This window comes from Pseudoxanthomonas sp., from assembly GCF_035999195.1.
Classification (GTDB): domain Bacteria; phylum Pseudomonadota; class Gammaproteobacteria; order Xanthomonadales; family Xanthomonadaceae; genus Pseudoxanthomonas_A.
This window is the reverse complement of record NZ_DASYGY010000004.1, coordinates 235025-249990: the sequence shown is the minus strand read 5'-3', so window position 1 is coordinate 249990 and position 14966 is coordinate 235025. Positions and strand designations below refer to the sequence as shown.

Sequence of the window (14966 nt, the reverse complement as noted above, 5' to 3'; positions counted from 1 at the left end):
CGGTGGCAGCGACATCGCGATTTGCTAGGCTGCGCGCAACCCACGGAGGGCGCATGTCCAGCCACAGCCAGTTCTCGCTGCTGACACAACGGCGATTCCTGCCGTACTTCACCGTCCAGGCGCTGGGCGCCTTCAACGACAACGTCTACCGCCAGGCCATCATCGCCCTGCTGTTCTTCCTCGGCGCCAGCGACGGCCAGCTCTCGCTGTACGCCACGCTGGCGCCGGCGATCTTCATCCTGCCGTATTTCCTGTTCTCGGCCATCGCGGGGCAGTTCGCCGAGAAGCTGGAGAAGCACCGGCTGATCGTGATCACCACGACGATGGAGATCGTCATCATGTCGCTGGCGGCGGTCGGCTTCCTGCTGCAGAACATGCCGATCCTCCTGGTCGCGCTGTTCTGCACCGGCGTGCAGTCCACGCTGTTCGGCCCGGTGAAGTATTCGGTGCTGCCGTCCATCCTCAAGCCCGAGGAACTGACCGGCGGCAACGGCCTGGTCGAGATGGGCACGTCGATCTCGATCCTGTGCGGCATGATCGCCGGCGGCATGATCTTCCAGATCGCCGGCGCGCATGGCCCGCAGGCGGCGGCCATCGCCATCGTGCTGCTCGCGGTGCTGGGCAACGTGGTGTCGCGGATGATCCCGCGCATGGATGCCGGCGCGCCCGACCTGAAGATCCGCTGGAATCCGATTCCCGAGTCGCTGGCCGTGCTGCGCATGGCCAAGCAGCAGCTGGCCGTGCGCAACGCGATCCTCGGCGTGTCGTGGTTCTGGTTCTTCGGCACGCTGCTGACCTCGCAACTGCCCGCCTACGCCAAGCTGCACCTCGGTGCGGCGGAAGGCTCGTCCACGCTGTACGTGTTCGCACTGGCGCTGTTCTCGATCGGCACCGGGGTCGGTTCGCTGCTGTGCGAGAAGCTCTCCGGCCGCACCGTCGAGATCGGCCTGGTGCCGGTGGGCGCATTCGGCATGACGGCGTTCCTGCTCGACCTGTATTTCGCCAGGCCGGGCGCGGCACCGGCCACCGGACTGGGCGTGGCCGAGTTCGTGCGCCAGGCCGGCAGCGTGCGGATCATGATCGACCTGGTCGGCATCGGCATGTTCGCCGGCATTTTCGTCGTACCGCTGTTCGCGCTGATCCAGAGCCGCACGGCGAACTCGCGGATGGCGCGCGTCTTTGCGGCGCTCAACATCCAGAACTCCGGCTTCATCGTCCTGGCGGCGCTGGTCGGCCTGGGCCTGCATGCACTGGGCTGGAGCGGGCCGCAGATCTTCCTGGCGCTGGCCATCGCCAACGCACTGGTCGCGGTCTGGATCTTCACGATCGTGCCCGAGTTCCTGATGCGCTTCCTCAGCTGGCTGCTGGTGCGGACGCTGTACCGGCTGCGCCTGCATGGCATCGAGAAGCACGTGCCGGACGAAGGCCCGGCGCTGATCGTCTGCAACCATGTCAGCTACATGGACGCGCTGATCCTGGCCGCGACCATTCCGCGTCCGGTCCGCTTCGTCATGTACTACAGGATCTTCAACATCCCGGTGATGAGCTGGATCTTCCGCACCGCCAAGGCGATTCCGATCGCCGGCGCGAGGGAGAATCCGGAACTGATGCAGCGCGCGTTCGAGGAGATCGACGCGGCGCTGGCCGCGGGCGAGATCGTCGGCATCTTCCCGGAGGGCGCGCTGACGAAGGATGGCGAGATCGCCGCGTTCAAGTCCGGCGTGGAGAAGATCCTGGAGCGGCGGCCGGTGCGGGTGGTGCCGATGGCGCTGAAGGGCATGTGGACCAGCATGTGGAGCCGGCGCGACACCCGCCTGGGCCGCATGCGCGTACCGCGCCGGTTCCGCGCGCACGTGGAGGTGATGGCGGGCGAACCGATGGACGGCGCGGCCGTGGATGCGGACGTGCTGGAAGCGAAGGTGCGTGCGTTGCGGGGCGATGCCGCCTGACGCTTCCGCGATGCCGCGTTACCGGCTAGGCTGACGGCAGGGGCCCTACTCCACGCATCACCGCGCACGTCGGCGGCCCTGCCTTGCCCTCTGTCTTCCCGTGAGAACCCCATGAGCAGCCTCCCGCCGTCGACGCACGGACCCTACGTTCCCAATCACCTGGTGTGGGCGATCCTCAGCACGCTGTTCTGTTGCCTGCCGCTGGGCATCGTCTCCATCGTGTTCGCCGCGCAGGTGGACGGCAAGCGCGCGGCAGGCGATCTGGCCGGCGCGCAGGAAGCGTCGCGCAAGGCGTTGAACTGGGCGATCGTGTCCGCGCTGATCGGGCCGATCCTGGTCGCGCTGTGGTTCTTTTTGTTCGGCGGTCTGGCACTATTGGGCGGCCTGAGCGGCATGTAGGCCGACTCGCACCACTCTCCATCCCCTTACAAGGAAAGCCTGCATGAGCGCCGTACCTCCCATGCCCCCGTCGTCCGCCGCACCGGGCAGCGTCCCCAACCATCTTGCGTGGGCCATCATCTCCACGGTGCTGGCCACCTGCCTGTGCTGCCCGCTCGGCCTGATCGGCATCGTCGCCATCGTGTTCTCCTCGCAGGTCAACGGCAAGCTCAACCAGGGCGACCTGGAAGGCGCGCGCCGTGCGTCGGCCAACGCCAAGACCTGGTGCTGGGTCGCCACCGCGTTCGCCATCATCGGCCTGCTGCTCAACATCGTGATGTTCGCCACCGGCGGCATGGAGCAGTACATGGAGATGATGCAGCAGATGCAGCAGATGCAGTGATCGCACTGCGTCCCCTGCACTACGTGGCATTGACGGCGGCGGCCCTGGTGGCCGCCGTCGGCGTCTGGTTGCTGCTGAACTTCGATCCCAACGCCGCCGACAGTCCCTTTCCGGGCTGCATGTTCCGCGCGTTGACCGGTTACTTCTGCGTCGGCTGCGGACTGACGCGTGCCCTGCATGCACTGGTCCATGGCGACCTGCTGCGCGCGTTCGCGATGAACCCGCTCGCCGTCCTGCTTCTGCCGGTCATGCCGATGATGATCGCGCACGGACAGGGGTGGCGCCCCCGCGCACTGGCGCCGCTGATGCGCGTATTGCTCGCGCCGACGTTCTGGCTGGTGCTGCTGCCGGCGTACTGGATCGCGCGCAACCTGCCGTGGTTCCCGTTTACGTTGCTCGCCCCGGGCTGACAGGTGCCGCCGGGCAAACTCCGCCCTGCGATGTGCGCACGTCCACGAGGACGGAGCCTGCGCCGTTGCATCGCTCCGGCGCGCGGCCGACGCTGACGCGCGGGCACGTCAGCTCACCCAGCCTCCGATCACGAACACCGCCAGTACCGCCAGCCATAGCAGCAGGATGCGCCAGACCAGGCTCATCGCATCGCGCAGTTCGGGCAGGTCGCGCATGGCCTGCACCATGCCCTCTTCCGCGTACTCCTCGGCTTCTTCCGCCAGCTCGCCGCGCACGCTGGCGCGGGCAACCTGGCCGAGGAACCCGGTCTCCAGCCGGAAGCGCGTGCCGCCGGCCTCGCGCCAGGTGGAGAACACGGTGTCGAAGTTGCCGACCAGCGCCATCGCCAGCGTCATCAGCTGCGCGACCGGCCAGTCCAGCGCGGTCTTCAGGAGGCGCGCGCCGCTGAGGTTCTGCTCGGGCAGGTCCGGCGTGGCGGCGCTGTGTGCGACGAGCCGGTAGAGGATCGCGCCGACCGGGCCGAGCAGCAGGAACCAGAACAGCACGCCGAACCAGCGCTGCAGGGCGTTGGCGAACACGGCTTCCACCAGCGCGGGGCCGTCCAGTGCCGCGGTCTCCCCCGTCAGCCCGAGCCGCGCGATCGCGGCCCGGCGGCCGGGCGCGTCGTGCGCATCGATGACGGCTTCGACATCGACATCGAGATCGCGCGGCCCCCAGGCGTAGACGAGGACCGCGATATCGAACAACAGGCCGAGCAGCCCGTACACCGGGCCGTCGAGCAGCCATTGCAGCAGCGCGACCACCAGTAGCACCGGCACGAGGGCCAGCAGGATGCCGTAGCGTCCCCGCCAGACCTCGCCCGCGCCCTCGCCCAGCCAGTGCAGCCACGCGGTGTACCACGGGTAGCGGCGCCACGCGGCGACCAGCGTGGGCGCGACATGGCCCAGCACCAGGGCAAGCACGACGGCAACGAGCGTGATCGACATGCGGCTCCTCCGGTCCGGATTCTAGCGCCGGCGCCCGTTAACGCCCGGTCCCGGCCGCCACGTCGCGCCGCATGCGCATACCGGCATGCCAGTGTTCGATCAGGGCGCGCGCGATCGAGATGGACGGCGACAGCAGCAACCCTTCGCCGTCATCGTCGCCTTCGCGTGCGAGTGCGGCATCGATGTCCTCGAACGTGAACCAGCGTGCGTCCTCCAGTTCGCCATCGACCTGCGGCGCGTCCGGTTCGGCCTCCGCAGAGAACCCCAGCATCAACGCACCGGGGAACGGCCACGGCTGCGAGCCGAGGTAGCGGCACGCGCGCACGCGTACCTGCGTCTCCTCGAGCACTTCGCGCACGACCGTCTGCTCCAGCGCCTCGCCCGGCTCCACGAAACCGGCGACCACCGAATACCGGCGCGCGGGCCAGGAGGCCTGCCGGCCCAGCAGCAGGCGGTCGCCATCGCTGACAGCGACGATCACGGCGGGATCGACGCGGGGATAGTGGTCCTTGCCGCATTGCGTGCAATGCGCGGTATAGCCGGCGCGCCGGAAGGTGATGTCGCCGCCGCAGGCGCTGCAGAAGCGCGTGGACGACTGCCAGTGCAGCAGCGCGCGCGCCATCGCGAACACACCCGACTCGAATGCGGGCCAGCTGGCGGCGGCGCGGCGCAGATCGCGCCATGCGGGCGCGTCCACCGCATGGTGACGGGCATGCGCGGCGAACCACGCCACACCGTCCCGCATGCCCAGGAACAGGCTGGCGCCCGGACCGCCGCCCAGCGAGTCGCCTTCGACCGCCAGCGGTGAACCGTCCGCATGCGTCATCGCACGCCCTTCGTCGTCCAGCACCATCACCCGCGCGGACGGCCACAGATCCGCCAGTCGCCTGGCGTCGTCGCGCAGCGCATCGGCGCGATCCAGCGTATCGCCCGCGAAGGCGAAGCCGGACAATGGCGCGGAGAGGGAATCGGGACCTGTCACGGAACGCGGCAGGCCGGGCATTACATGCTGAAACTGCTGCCGCAGCCGCAGGTGGTCTTGGCGTTCGGATTGCGGATGACGAACTGGGCGCCCTGCAGGCTTTCGCTGTAGTCGACTTCCGCCCCCATCAGGTACTGCAGGCTCAAAGGGTCGACCAGCAGCGACACGCCATCGGTGTCGACCGCGACATCGTCTTCGGCGCGGTTCTCGTCGAACTCGAAGCCGTACTGGAAGCCGGAACAGCCACCGCCCTGGATATAGACCCGCAGCGCAAGGCTGTCGCTGCCTTCTTCCTGGATCAGCTCGCGCACCTTCGCCGCCGCGGCCGGCGTGAAGTTCAGCGGGCGGTCGATGGACTGGTAGTCGGGTGCGGCCGCCGCAGTGGGCAGGGAAACGACGGTGGTCATGCGGCAAGGATGGGGGCTGGCGCAGGGCAGTTCAAGCTCAACGCGTCGCCGCGCCCTCGCCGGCCCCTTCCTTGGCCGCGGCCTGGGCCCAGGGGAACGACTGTTCCACGGCGGCGCCGTTCTGCGGCACCACGCGGGCGATGACGCGGACCGGCTTGAAACCCGGCGGCAGCAGCAGGTCGCCTTCGACCTGCTGGAAATACTTGAACGAGTACGGCACGCCGGGGGCGTTCGGTTGCTGGCGCAGGTCGGCCCAGGCAAGGCGACGCAGCTTGCCGGCCTCGGTGCCTTCCACGGACACCAGCAGGCGACCGGCATTGACCGCGCCGCGATTGAGGTTTTGCGTCAGGGTGGCGGTGAAGTGCCAGGCCTGCTCGTCCTGCGGCTGCAGGGTGAGCTCATGCACCGACAGGCCGCGACGCTGCGCGGTGGCGCCGACGAAGCGCTCGTAGAAGGCGACGTCCGCACGCAGACCGGCGATTTCCTCATCGCGCTCCGACAGCGCCGCCTGCAGGTCGCGGTTGGCATCGCGACTGATCTGGTCCGACCGCGACAGCGTGGCGACCTGCTGTTCCAGCGATTCGATGCGTTGCTGTTGGCGACGCACCTGCGCCGGCGTGGGACCCTCGCCCGCGCTTCCCGCCAAGGCGCGCCACAGGCCCCAGCCACCGGCCACGAGCACCACGACCAGCGCCACGATGGCGATGACCGGCCCACGCTTGAAGCGGGGCGGCGGCACGGTCGGCGGAAGCGGCCTGGCGTTCATGGGCCGCAGGATAGCGCGGCGCTTCCCAGCCGGCTCTGAATGACGCCCTCAGGCGTCGGCGGTGGCCCAGGCGTCCGTCGCCGCAGCCTGATGTTCACCCTGCGCTGCCGACGCCGCTTCCGCATGCACCAGGCGGCCGGTCAGCTGCGCACCGGCGCTCATCTCGACGACCTTGTAGTGCAGGTTGCCCTGCACGCGGGCCTTCGGGGCCAGTTCGATCCGCTCCAGCGCATGCACATCGCCGGTCATGCGGCCGTTGATCACCACCACGGGCGCCTGCACCTCGCCCTCGATGCTGCCCTGCTCGGCCAGGGTCAGCACGGCGCGCTCGCCGGCGTCGGCAATCACCTTGCCCTGGATATGGCCTTCCACGTACAGGCCGCCACTGAACACCACGTCGCCGCGGATGGTGACCTGCGGGCCGATCAGGGTGTCGATGGCGCCCACGTCGGGGCGGATGGGCTTGGTCTTGAACATGTCACTTGCCTCCTGCGGCTGTGGCGGTCTTCCAGTCGAGGGCCTGCTCCACGGCGGCATCCTCGCCATGCAGCGATACCTTGACCCGCTGCGGCGTGAAGTCGGGCGGCAGCATCACGTTGCCATCCAGCTGCTGGAAATACCGGAAGGAATAGGGCTGGGCCGGCGCGCCGCGCTGCTGGTGCAGTTCGTCCCACTGCACGGCGGCCAGCTTGCCGGCGCGCACGCCTTCCACGGTGAAACGCATCTGGCCCTGGCTGATCGCGCCCCGGTTCACCGTCTGCGTCAGCATGATCTGGTAACGCCAGGTGCCGCCGGCCTCGGGCACGAACTCGGCCACGTGCACGGTCAGGCCCTTGCGCTGGCCGGTCGAACCGACCAGCCGCTCGTAGAACGCGATGTCGGCGCGCAACGCGGCGATCTCCTCGTCGCGGTCGGCCAGGGCGTCCTGCACTTCGGCATTGGCGGCGCGACTGATCTGGTCCGAGCGCGCCAGGGTCGACTCGCGCTGGCGCAGCGCGACCAGTTCGGACTGCGCGGCCGAGGCCTCGCGCTCGGCCTTCGCCCGCGCCGCCTCGGCGTGCGCCAGTCGCGGCGCCGCCGTGTGGCTGGCGGCCCACCAGGTGCCCGCCACGCTGAGGATCCAGGCCAGCGCCAGCAACCACGAGGTGCCGCGACGGCGGACCGCCGCATCGCGCGGCACGATCCGGAAGCGAGAAGGAACAGGCGCAGCCATGACGGACAAGCGGCGGGCGGCGCTCAGCCGACAGCCAGACGGGACCCCTATACTCGCCGCAGTGGCGCGAGCCCTGGAGTCTAACGGGAGTGGCGGGGATGTCCGAAGCGCATCTTTTCGTAATTGGGATCCTGTTGGCATGGATGGCGGGGATACGCGTCTACCTCACCGTCTTCGGCGTGGGCCTGGCCGGCGCACTGGGCTGGCTGGACCTGCCGCCCGCGCTGCAGGCCACTGAATCCTGGTGGGTGCTGGGTACCTCCGGCGCGCTGGCGCTGACCGAGTTCTTCGCCGACAAGATTCCCGGCGTGGACTCCGGCTGGGACCTGCTGCAGACGCTGGCACGCGTGCCGGCGGGCGCCTTCCTCGCCGCGGCTACCCTCTCGCCGGATGGCCAGCTCAGCGGTGGCGTGCTGGCCGCCGGCGCGGGCGTGGCATTGACCAGCCACGTGCTGAAGAGCGGCTCGCGCGCACTGATGAACACCTCGCCGGAGCCGGTCAGCAACTGGGCCGCCTCGGTCACCGAGGACGCGGTGGTGGTCGGCGGCCTGGCGTTGGCCTTTGCGCACCCCTGGATTGCGTTGTTCCTGGTGGTCGGTGCGTCTTTGCTGATCGCCGTGGCGGTGTGGTGGGTCTGGCGCAAGGTGACGCGCGGCCTGAAACGCCTGCTGCAGGCGACGGCACCCGCACCTGTCACGCCCCCGGCATCCGGACCGTGACAGGCGCCGACGCATCGGGGATCATGGGTCTGCCTCGGCCGTGAACTTCATCGCATAATGGGGCTCAGCTTGGGGAAGCCTGATGTCCACGCTCGATCCCACATCCCGCCCGCAGGATGAGCCTTCACGCTCGCGCCTGCGTGCCGAAACACCGCCGGCGCATTACTGGCGCCGCTGGGTGGGCGATGCCGCCCCCGAGGATGCGGCGGATGCGCCCGGCGCCGGAGAGTCCACCGACATGACCCCACCGCCCCCGTCCCCCGCGCCGCCGGCAGATCCGCCGCCGCCCGCACCAGTCGCCGCGACACCGGCCGCGCCGCCGGAGCCGGTCGATCCGGAATCCCCTTACCGCGTGCTGATCGTCGAGGACGACCGCGGCCAGGCGCTGTTCGCGCAGAGCGTGCTGCACGGTGCCGGCATGCAGGCCGAGGTGCAGATGCAGTCCGACGGCCTGCTCGACACCATGCGCCGCTTCCGTCCCGACCTGGTGCTGATGGACCTGCACATGCCCGGCAAGGACGGCATGTCGCTGACCATGCTGCTGCGGCAGCAACCCGAATACCTACACCTGCCGATCGTGTTCCTGACCGGCGACCCGGACCCGGAGCGTCAGTTCGAGGTACTGGAAAGCGGCGCCGACGACTTCCTCAACAAACCCATCCGGCCCCGCCACCTGATCGCGGCGGTGTCCAACCGCATCCAGCGTGCGCGCCAGCGCAACCAGGCGCTGCAGTCGCCGCGCCCCTCTATGAATACCGACACCGGCCTGCCGACGCGCACCTTCGTGCTGCAGCAGCTGGCCGATTCGCTGCAGCGGCAATCGCGCGGCGGCGTGTTCTTCGTCGAGGTCAACAGTGCGCTGAGCCTGCGCGAACGCTATGGCTATGCGGTGTTCGAGCACCTGATGAGCCAGGCCGGCCGGCAACTGGCCGCGGCGGCCTCGCCACACCCGGTGGCGCGGCTGAACGACAACAGCTTCCTGATGCTGGCCGACAGCGTCGACGAAGCCACCCTGGCCGCGCTTGCGCAGCAGTTGCGCGACGGGCTGGCGGGCCACGATTTCCAGACGCGACCGAACGAGGTGCTGAAGCTGCGCGGCTCGGTCGGCTATACCGCCATGTCGCAGGGCTTCGCCGATGCCGGCAGCGCGCTGGAAGCGATCGAACGTGCGGTGCTGCAGGCCCGCCTGAAGCCCGACAGCCTGGCCGAATACGTCCCCGCCGAGATCGACGACGATGCGCCGCGCATCTCGCTGGAGGATGGCCAGTTCGAGCTGGCCTACCAGCCGATCGTCGCCGTCGCCGGCAGCGACCAGGCGCAGTACCAGGTGCTGCTGCGCATGCGCCAGCCCGACGGCTCGTTGCTGCCCGCCTCGCAGGTGATCCCGGCGGCCGAGTTGGCCGGCGGCATCGCGCAGATCGACCACTGGGTGCTGGAGCACGCGCTGTTCGTGCTGGCCGAACGCCAGGCGGCGGGGCCGTCGCTGCGCCTGTTCGTGTCGCAGTCGCCGCGCTCGCTGGCGCGCGAGTCGCATGCGCAGTGGCTGCTCGATGCGCTGCGCGCGCGCGGCATCGAAGGCACGTCGCTGGTCATCGACCTGCGCCTGGCCGACGCGCTGATCCACACCGTCACGCTGCGGCAGTTCTGCCAGCAGCTGATGCCGGCCGGCGTGCAGTTCTGCCTGAGCCAGTTCGAGCCGGGTGCCGAGGCCGACGCGCTGCTCACCCAGTTGCCGCTGGGTTTCGTTCGCGTGTCCAGCAAGTACGCCAGCGCGCATGCCGACCCGGTGCTGCGCGACCAGCTGCGCGGCATCATCGACAACGCCCATCGCCAGGGACTGCAGGTGATCGGACAGCAGATCGAGGACCCGCAGGCCGCCGCCGCCATGTGGATGGGGGGCGTCGACTTCATCCAGGGCAACCTGGTGCAGGCCGTCGGCAGCGAACTCGGCTTCGACTTCCACAACGCGGTGCTGTAACGATGCCCACGGCCGGTCGCATGCCGGTGACGCCCTGGGTGACGGTGGCGTGCGCCGCCGCGTCGGCGGCGTCGCTGGGCCTGCACTGGGCGGGGGTGCCGGGCCCCTGGCTGCCGGTGTGCGCGGGCAGCGGCGGCGCGGCCCTGGTCGCGGCCATCGCCTCCGCCCTGCAGATCCGCGCCGCCGTCCATCGTCACGCGGGCATCCAGGCGCGCGCCGCCATGGCCGAGTCCGAGCGCGACAGCCTGCAGCGCGACCTGCAGCGCCATGACCGCCTCGAACAGGAACTGGTGCGCGCCAAGCAGGCCGCCGAATCGGCCGCGATGGCCAAGGGCGAGTTCCTGGCCACCATGAGCCACGAGATCCGCACGCCGCTGAACGGCATCGTGCCGATGCTGGAGATGCTGTCGCGCGCGCCGCTGGCGCCGGACCAGCGCGAGATGCTGACCACCGCGACCGCGTCGTCGCACCAGCTGCTGCGGATCGTCGACGACATCCTCGACTACTCCAAGCTCGAGGCCAACAAGCTGGACCTGGAGATCACCGGCTTCAACCTGCGCGAGCTGCTCGATGGCGTGCTGCAGCTGATGTACCGCCCGGCCGAGAACAAGGGACTGCGCCTGAGCCTGCAGCTCGACCCCGCCGTCCGCCTGCCCGTGCGCGGCGATCCGGTCCGGCTGCGGCAGGTGCTCACCAACCTGGTCGGCAACGCGATCAAGTTCACCGAACGCGGCTCGGTCACGCTGGTGGTGCGCCGGCTGGGCGAAACCGCCGCACAGCACCTGCTGCGGTTCGAGGTGCGCGATACCGGCATCGGCATCGAGGAGGACGCGCGCCACCGCCTGTTCCATTCCTTCAGCCAGGCCGACGCCTCCACCACGCGCCTGTACGGCGGCACCGGCCTGGGCCTGGCGATCTGCCGGCGTATCGTCGATTTGATGGGCGGCCGGATCGACGTGGTGTCGGAGGTCGGGCGCGGCTCGACCTTCTGGTTCGAGGTGCCGCTGATGAAGGTCATCGGCGACCTGCGCCAGCGCGACAACGGCGCCCTGGACCACGGGCGCGTGCTGATCGTGTCGCCCGACGGACGCCTGCGCCAGCGCCTCACCCTGCTGGCCACCAACTGGGGCATGCAGCCGACCGCCGTCGAGACCACGCAGGAAGCGCTCGATCGCCTGCGCCTGGTCGGCGAGCAGGGACATCAGGACTACCTGGCCGTGCTGGCCGACATCGGCAGCATCCGCAGCACCGCCCTGGCGCTGCATCGTGCGATCACGCGACGGCCGAATCCCGATGCCCTGCGCCTGGTGTGGCTGTACGGCGACGAGACCGTGCCTACCGAGCTGCATCCGCGCAGCACGCTGCTGTCGCGGCAATCGCCGGATGCGGACCTGCGCGCCGCACTGACCGGCGCGGTACCCGAACCGGATGCCGCCGACGCCACGGCCGTCCTGGAAGAGATCTTTCCCGAGGCAACCGCGATGCCGGCCGCCGCCGACGGCGTTTCCGCTGCAACGGGCGACCTCCAGGACCTGCCCATCGTGACGCCGCCGGTCGCGAGCGAGGAGCCTGCCCCGACAGCACCGGAACCGGCCGTGGTCAGCGCCATGCGCACCGAGCCTCGCCTGCTGCTGGTGGAAGACAATCCGGTCAACCTGCTGGTGGCGCAGAAGCTGCTGTCGGCGCTCGGCTTCACCTGCGAGACCGCCGCCAACGGCGACATCGCGCTCAAGCGCATGCAGACGGAGCACTTCGACCTGATCCTGATGGACTGCCAGATGCCGGTGCTGGACGGCTACGCGGCGACCCGGCGCTGGCGCGAGCGGGAAGCGCAGCGCGCCGATGCCGGCCGCCTGCCGATCGTAGCGATGACCGCCAACGCCATGGCCGGCGACCGCCAGCGCTGCCTCGATGCGGGCATGGACGATTACCTGGCCAAGCCGGTGTCGCGCGAGCAGCTGGAGAGCTGCCTGCACCGTTGGCTGCCGGATCGCATGAACTTCGTGCTGCGCAACGCCGCCCTCGTCGCACCGGCGGAGCCGGCACCGCCCCCGCCTCCCGTGGCGACCGCCCGCGCGCCCGCGCCCAGTTTCCCGGTACTGGACCAGACCATGCTGGAGGAACTGCGGGAAATCGCCGGCGACGAAACCACGCGCATCATCAGCATCTTCCTGGAAGACGCCCCGCGCCTGATCGGCACGCTGGAAAAGGCGGCCGCCGTGCCGGAACTCGACGCGATGCGCGACGCCGCGCACACGCTCAAGTCGTCCAGCGCCAACGTCGGCGCCATGGCCTTGTCGGCCGCCGCCAAGCGGGTGGAACTGGGCGCACGCGCGCGCAAGCTGGAACGTCCGGCGGTCGCCGTCGCGCTGGTCATCGCCGAGTACGCGCGGGCACGCATGGCGCTGCAGGGCTACGCGGCGCAACAGCTGGGCCGCCCCCTGCTGGCGCAGCCCTCGGCCGCGACGACGACTCAGTCGTCGCCGTCGAGTTTGGTCAGCAGGTAGTTCGGCTCGCCGATGCGGTCGATCACCGACAGCTGCGTTTCCAGCCAGTCGATGTGTTCTTCTTCGGAATCCAGGATGTTGGCGAACAGCTGGCGGCTGACGTAGTCGGCCACCGATTCGCAGTGGGCGATCGCCTCGCGCAGCAGGGGCAGCGCCTCCTGTTCCAGCGCCAGGTCGCATTCGAGGATCTCGCGCGGCGTTTCGCCGATGCGCAGCTTGCCCAGTGCCTGGAAGTTGGGCAGGCCATCGAGGAACAGGATGCGCTCCGACAGCGTGTCGGCATGCTTCATCTCGTCGATGGACTCCTTGTACTCGTGCTCGGCCAGTTCCTTGAACCCCCAGTTCTTCAGCATCTTGGCGTGCAGGAAGTACTGGTTGATCGCGGTGAGCTCGTTGTAGAGCGCCTTGTTGAGGTACTCGATGACCTTGGCGTCGCCTTTCATGGCCATGCTCCGTGGGCGGAAGGATGGCAAAGGTTAGCCGGCGCGCACGCACCGTGCCGGAACGCGAATCGTGATCATTCTGCGGGAGGGGCCGCCGTGGACAGGCGGCGAGTGCGAGGTCAGGCCGCGTGCGACAGCGTGACGATCGGAAACAGTGACTCGCGGGGCGCGGGTTGCGCCGCCTGCAGCACGTCCATCGCCATCTCCAGGCAGCTGCCGCAATTCGCGCCGGCACCGGTGCGCATCGTCAGCTCGGCCATGCTCGAGCAGCCGGCGGCGGCCGCTTCGCGGATCTGGTGGTCGGTGATACCGTTGCAGATGCAGACGTACACGGAAGCGAGGGAGATGCGGCGGGCGCGGAACGGCCCGGGGGACATTTCACCCGGAATGAGAATGATTGTCAATTCTTGGCGGATTCGCCGGCCCCGCCCCGTTTACGCGGCGGTTGATCGCGGCCACGACGGCGCGCCACGTCGCTCGGTCGCGACGCCGGCATCTGCGGGGGGACCGCCTGGGGACCGGCGGCGGTACGCGCGAAGGTGGCAAGGTGCGCCAGCGCGCTGGCGTACACGCGGCGCTTGAAGATCACGACATGGTCGAGCGGGTACCAGAAGTCGACCCAGCGCCAGTGGTCGAACTCGGGACTCTCGGTCATGTCGAGGCGCAGGTGGGCTTCGTCGCCCACCAAGCGCAGCAGGAACCACACCTGCTTCTGGCCGATGCACACCTGGCGCTCGTTGCGCCGGATCGCACGCGGCGGCAGGCGGTAGCGCAGCCAACCGGGCGTGACGCCCAACACTTCGACATGTTCGGGCAACAGGCCGGTTTCTTCGCGCAACTCGCGGTACATGGCCTCGACCGGGGTCTCGTCCGTGTTCATGCCGCCCTGCGGAAACTGCCAGCCGTCCCGGCGCACCCGTCGCGCCCAGAACACCCGGCCATCCGGCCGCATCAACACGATACCGACATTGGGTCGGTAGCCGTCCGGATCGATCACGATGCGGACTCCATAAATCTACTGTCCCGGACTCTGCCACGCCCCGCCGGATGCGACAAGCGCGGGGCCATGGCTTGACAGGCAGGGGGTCGAAATGAAGAATACGCGGTTCACGCGGCTATGTAGCTCAGCCGGTTAGAGCACAGCACTCATAATGCTGGGGTCGGTGGTTCGAGTCCACCCATAGCCACCAGATTCCCGAGCGGAATCAACGCGTTGAAAGAGACCCGCCGCGAGGCGGGTTTTTTGTTGGCTGCGATTCGGGCTGTTGGAGCAGCGCGCGTTGGCTCACTCGACACTTCGGGGGCGAGGCAATGCGTCGGACGATGGCCACGTTCTTTCCGGCCGTCTTCCCGCTTCTGTGAACCCTGCCTCTGCCACGCAGGTTAGAGCCAGGCTGGTGGTCGCGACAGCCAGCATCAGGATCGCGTCGACGATCCCAAGCAACACGCGGCTGCGCAGTGTCCTGACCCGGGTGTGCCATCGGAGACACGGAAGGCGTCGTACGCTGGAGCTGCTGGGCACCTGATGCTCCATGAGGCCTGCGAGATCGGCTCCAAGATCATCGCCCGGGACACGGGACCGGACCGTCCCGCGCGCAACACGCCCGGCGATGCTCGTCGCACGCTTGCGTGGCGTACCCCAGAAACGCGTCGAATGGCGACGGCGGCACGTATGCACGCCGCGCGAGTTCTTCGCGAGCGGCGACTTGGACACCAGACGAACAGTGCGACCATCGTTGCTCACAGCGACCGGGGACACTACACCCATGCCTTTAACGTCTCGCTAGCTAGACTCCTCGACGCATCGCATACATGCCGCTCCAT

Annotated in this window: 14 protein-coding genes, 1 tRNA gene and 2 pseudogenes; 8 read left to right on the top strand and 9 right to left on the bottom strand. The window is 69.1% G+C overall.

From position 1 onward, the window contains the following. Nucleotides 1–53 precede the first annotated feature (53 nt). The 4 genes from VGN58_RS01830 to VGN58_RS01815 all read left to right on the top strand — a co-directional run bounded on the left by VGN58_RS01830 (nucleotide 54) and on the right by VGN58_RS01815 (nucleotide 3140). Nucleotides 54–1949 (top strand): MFS transporter, encoded by a 1896-nt coding sequence (locus tag VGN58_RS01830; RefSeq protein ID WP_327481039.1) that lies wholly within the window; start codon nucleotides 54–56, stop codon nucleotides 1947–1949. Nucleotides 1950–2060: 111 nt separating this feature from the next. Then, complete coding sequence (locus tag VGN58_RS01825) at nucleotides 2061–2348, top strand: CD225/dispanin family protein (RefSeq protein ID WP_327481037.1); 288 nt, start codon at nucleotides 2061–2063, stop codon at nucleotides 2346–2348. A 43-nt stretch (nucleotides 2349–2391) separates the two neighbouring features. After that, nucleotides 2392–2730 (top strand): CD225/dispanin family protein, encoded by a 339-nt coding sequence (locus VGN58_RS01820; RefSeq protein ID WP_327481035.1) that lies wholly within the window; start codon nucleotides 2392–2394, stop codon nucleotides 2728–2730. Beyond that, complete coding sequence (locus VGN58_RS01815; RefSeq protein WP_327482028.1) at nucleotides 2730–3140, top strand: DUF2752 domain-containing protein; 411 nt, start codon at nucleotides 2730–2732, stop codon at nucleotides 3138–3140. The genes VGN58_RS01820 and VGN58_RS01815 overlap by 1 nt, the downstream gene beginning before the upstream one ends. Before the next feature lie 108 nt (nucleotides 3141–3248). Here the strand turns inward: VGN58_RS01815 and VGN58_RS01810 are convergent, their stop codons facing one another. The 6 genes and pseudogenes from VGN58_RS01810 to VGN58_RS01785 all read right to left on the bottom strand — a co-directional run bounded on the left by VGN58_RS01810 (nucleotide 3249) and on the right by VGN58_RS01785 (nucleotide 7495). Further along, on the bottom strand, nucleotides 3249–4127 hold the full coding sequence (locus tag VGN58_RS01810; protein WP_327481033.1) for a cobalamin biosynthesis protein: 879 nt from the start codon (nucleotides 4125–4127) through the stop codon (nucleotides 3249–3251). A 37-nt stretch (nucleotides 4128–4164) separates the two neighbouring features. Then, nucleotides 4165–5109, bottom strand: a complete 945-nt coding sequence (nudC, locus tag VGN58_RS01805; RefSeq protein ID WP_327481031.1) for an NAD(+) diphosphatase — start codon at nucleotides 5107–5109, stop codon at nucleotides 4165–4167. Between the two features lie 20 nt (nucleotides 5110–5129). Further along, nucleotides 5130–5516 carry an iron-sulfur cluster insertion protein ErpA gene (erpA, locus tag VGN58_RS01800; RefSeq protein WP_213604616.1) on the bottom strand — a complete coding sequence of 129 codons (387 nt, stop codon included), beginning with the start codon at nucleotides 5514–5516 and terminating at the stop codon, nucleotides 5130–5132. 37 nt (nucleotides 5517–5553) lie between these two features. Then, on the bottom strand, nucleotides 5554–6282 hold the full coding sequence (locus tag VGN58_RS01795; protein ID WP_327481025.1) for a DUF6776 family protein: 729 nt from the start codon (nucleotides 6280–6282) through the stop codon (nucleotides 5554–5556). Between the two features lie 105 nt (nucleotides 6283–6387). Further along, nucleotides 6388–6759, bottom strand: a pseudogene (locus tag VGN58_RS01790) (bactofilin family protein); the annotation flags it as partial. A 1-nt stretch (nucleotide 6760) separates the two neighbouring features. After that, nucleotides 6761–7495, bottom strand: coding sequence for a DUF6776 family protein (locus VGN58_RS01785; RefSeq protein ID WP_327481023.1), 735 nt, complete (start codon nucleotides 7493–7495; stop codon nucleotides 6761–6763). A 98-nt stretch (nucleotides 7496–7593) separates the two neighbouring features. Between VGN58_RS01785 and VGN58_RS01780 the strand changes: the two genes are divergently transcribed. From VGN58_RS01780 to VGN58_RS01770, 3 genes are all read left to right on the top strand, one after another. Beyond that, on the top strand, nucleotides 7594–8214 hold the full coding sequence (locus VGN58_RS01780; protein ID WP_327481021.1) for a DUF4126 domain-containing protein: 621 nt from the start codon (nucleotides 7594–7596) through the stop codon (nucleotides 8212–8214). Between the two features lie 82 nt (nucleotides 8215–8296). After that, entirely contained in the window at nucleotides 8297–10192 is a 1896-nt protein-coding gene (locus VGN58_RS01775) for an EAL domain-containing protein (protein WP_327481019.1), read from the top strand. Nucleotides 10193–10230: 38 nt separating this feature from the next. Further along, nucleotides 10231–12699: a hybrid sensor histidine kinase/response regulator gene (locus VGN58_RS01770; RefSeq protein ID WP_327482026.1), complete on the top strand. Its 2469-nt coding sequence runs from the start codon at nucleotides 10231–10233 to the stop codon at nucleotides 12697–12699. Here VGN58_RS01770 and bfr read toward each other — a convergent pair. From bfr to VGN58_RS01755, 3 genes and pseudogenes are all read right to left on the bottom strand, one after another. Beyond that, the gene (bfr, locus tag VGN58_RS01765; protein ID WP_327481017.1) at nucleotides 12666–13142 is read right to left on the bottom strand and encodes a bacterioferritin; all 477 of its coding nucleotides are present in this window, start codon (nucleotides 13140–13142) and stop codon (nucleotides 12666–12668) included. The genes VGN58_RS01770 and bfr overlap by 34 nt on opposite strands. A gap of 119 nt (nucleotides 13143–13261) precedes the next feature. After that, a complete protein-coding gene (locus VGN58_RS01760) occupies nucleotides 13262–13474 on the bottom strand; it encodes a bacterioferritin-associated ferredoxin (protein ID WP_327482024.1) in 213 nt (70 codons plus the stop codon). A gap of 184 nt (nucleotides 13475–13658) precedes the next feature. Continuing rightward, a pseudogene (locus VGN58_RS01755) lies at nucleotides 13659–14139 on the bottom strand (RNA pyrophosphohydrolase); the annotation flags it as partial. A gap of 116 nt (nucleotides 14140–14255) precedes the next feature. On the opposite strand from VGN58_RS01755, the gene VGN58_RS01750 reads away from it, so the two are divergent. Beyond that, nucleotides 14256–14332 (top strand) — tRNA-Met (locus VGN58_RS01750). Nucleotides 14333–14966 lie beyond the last annotated feature (634 nt).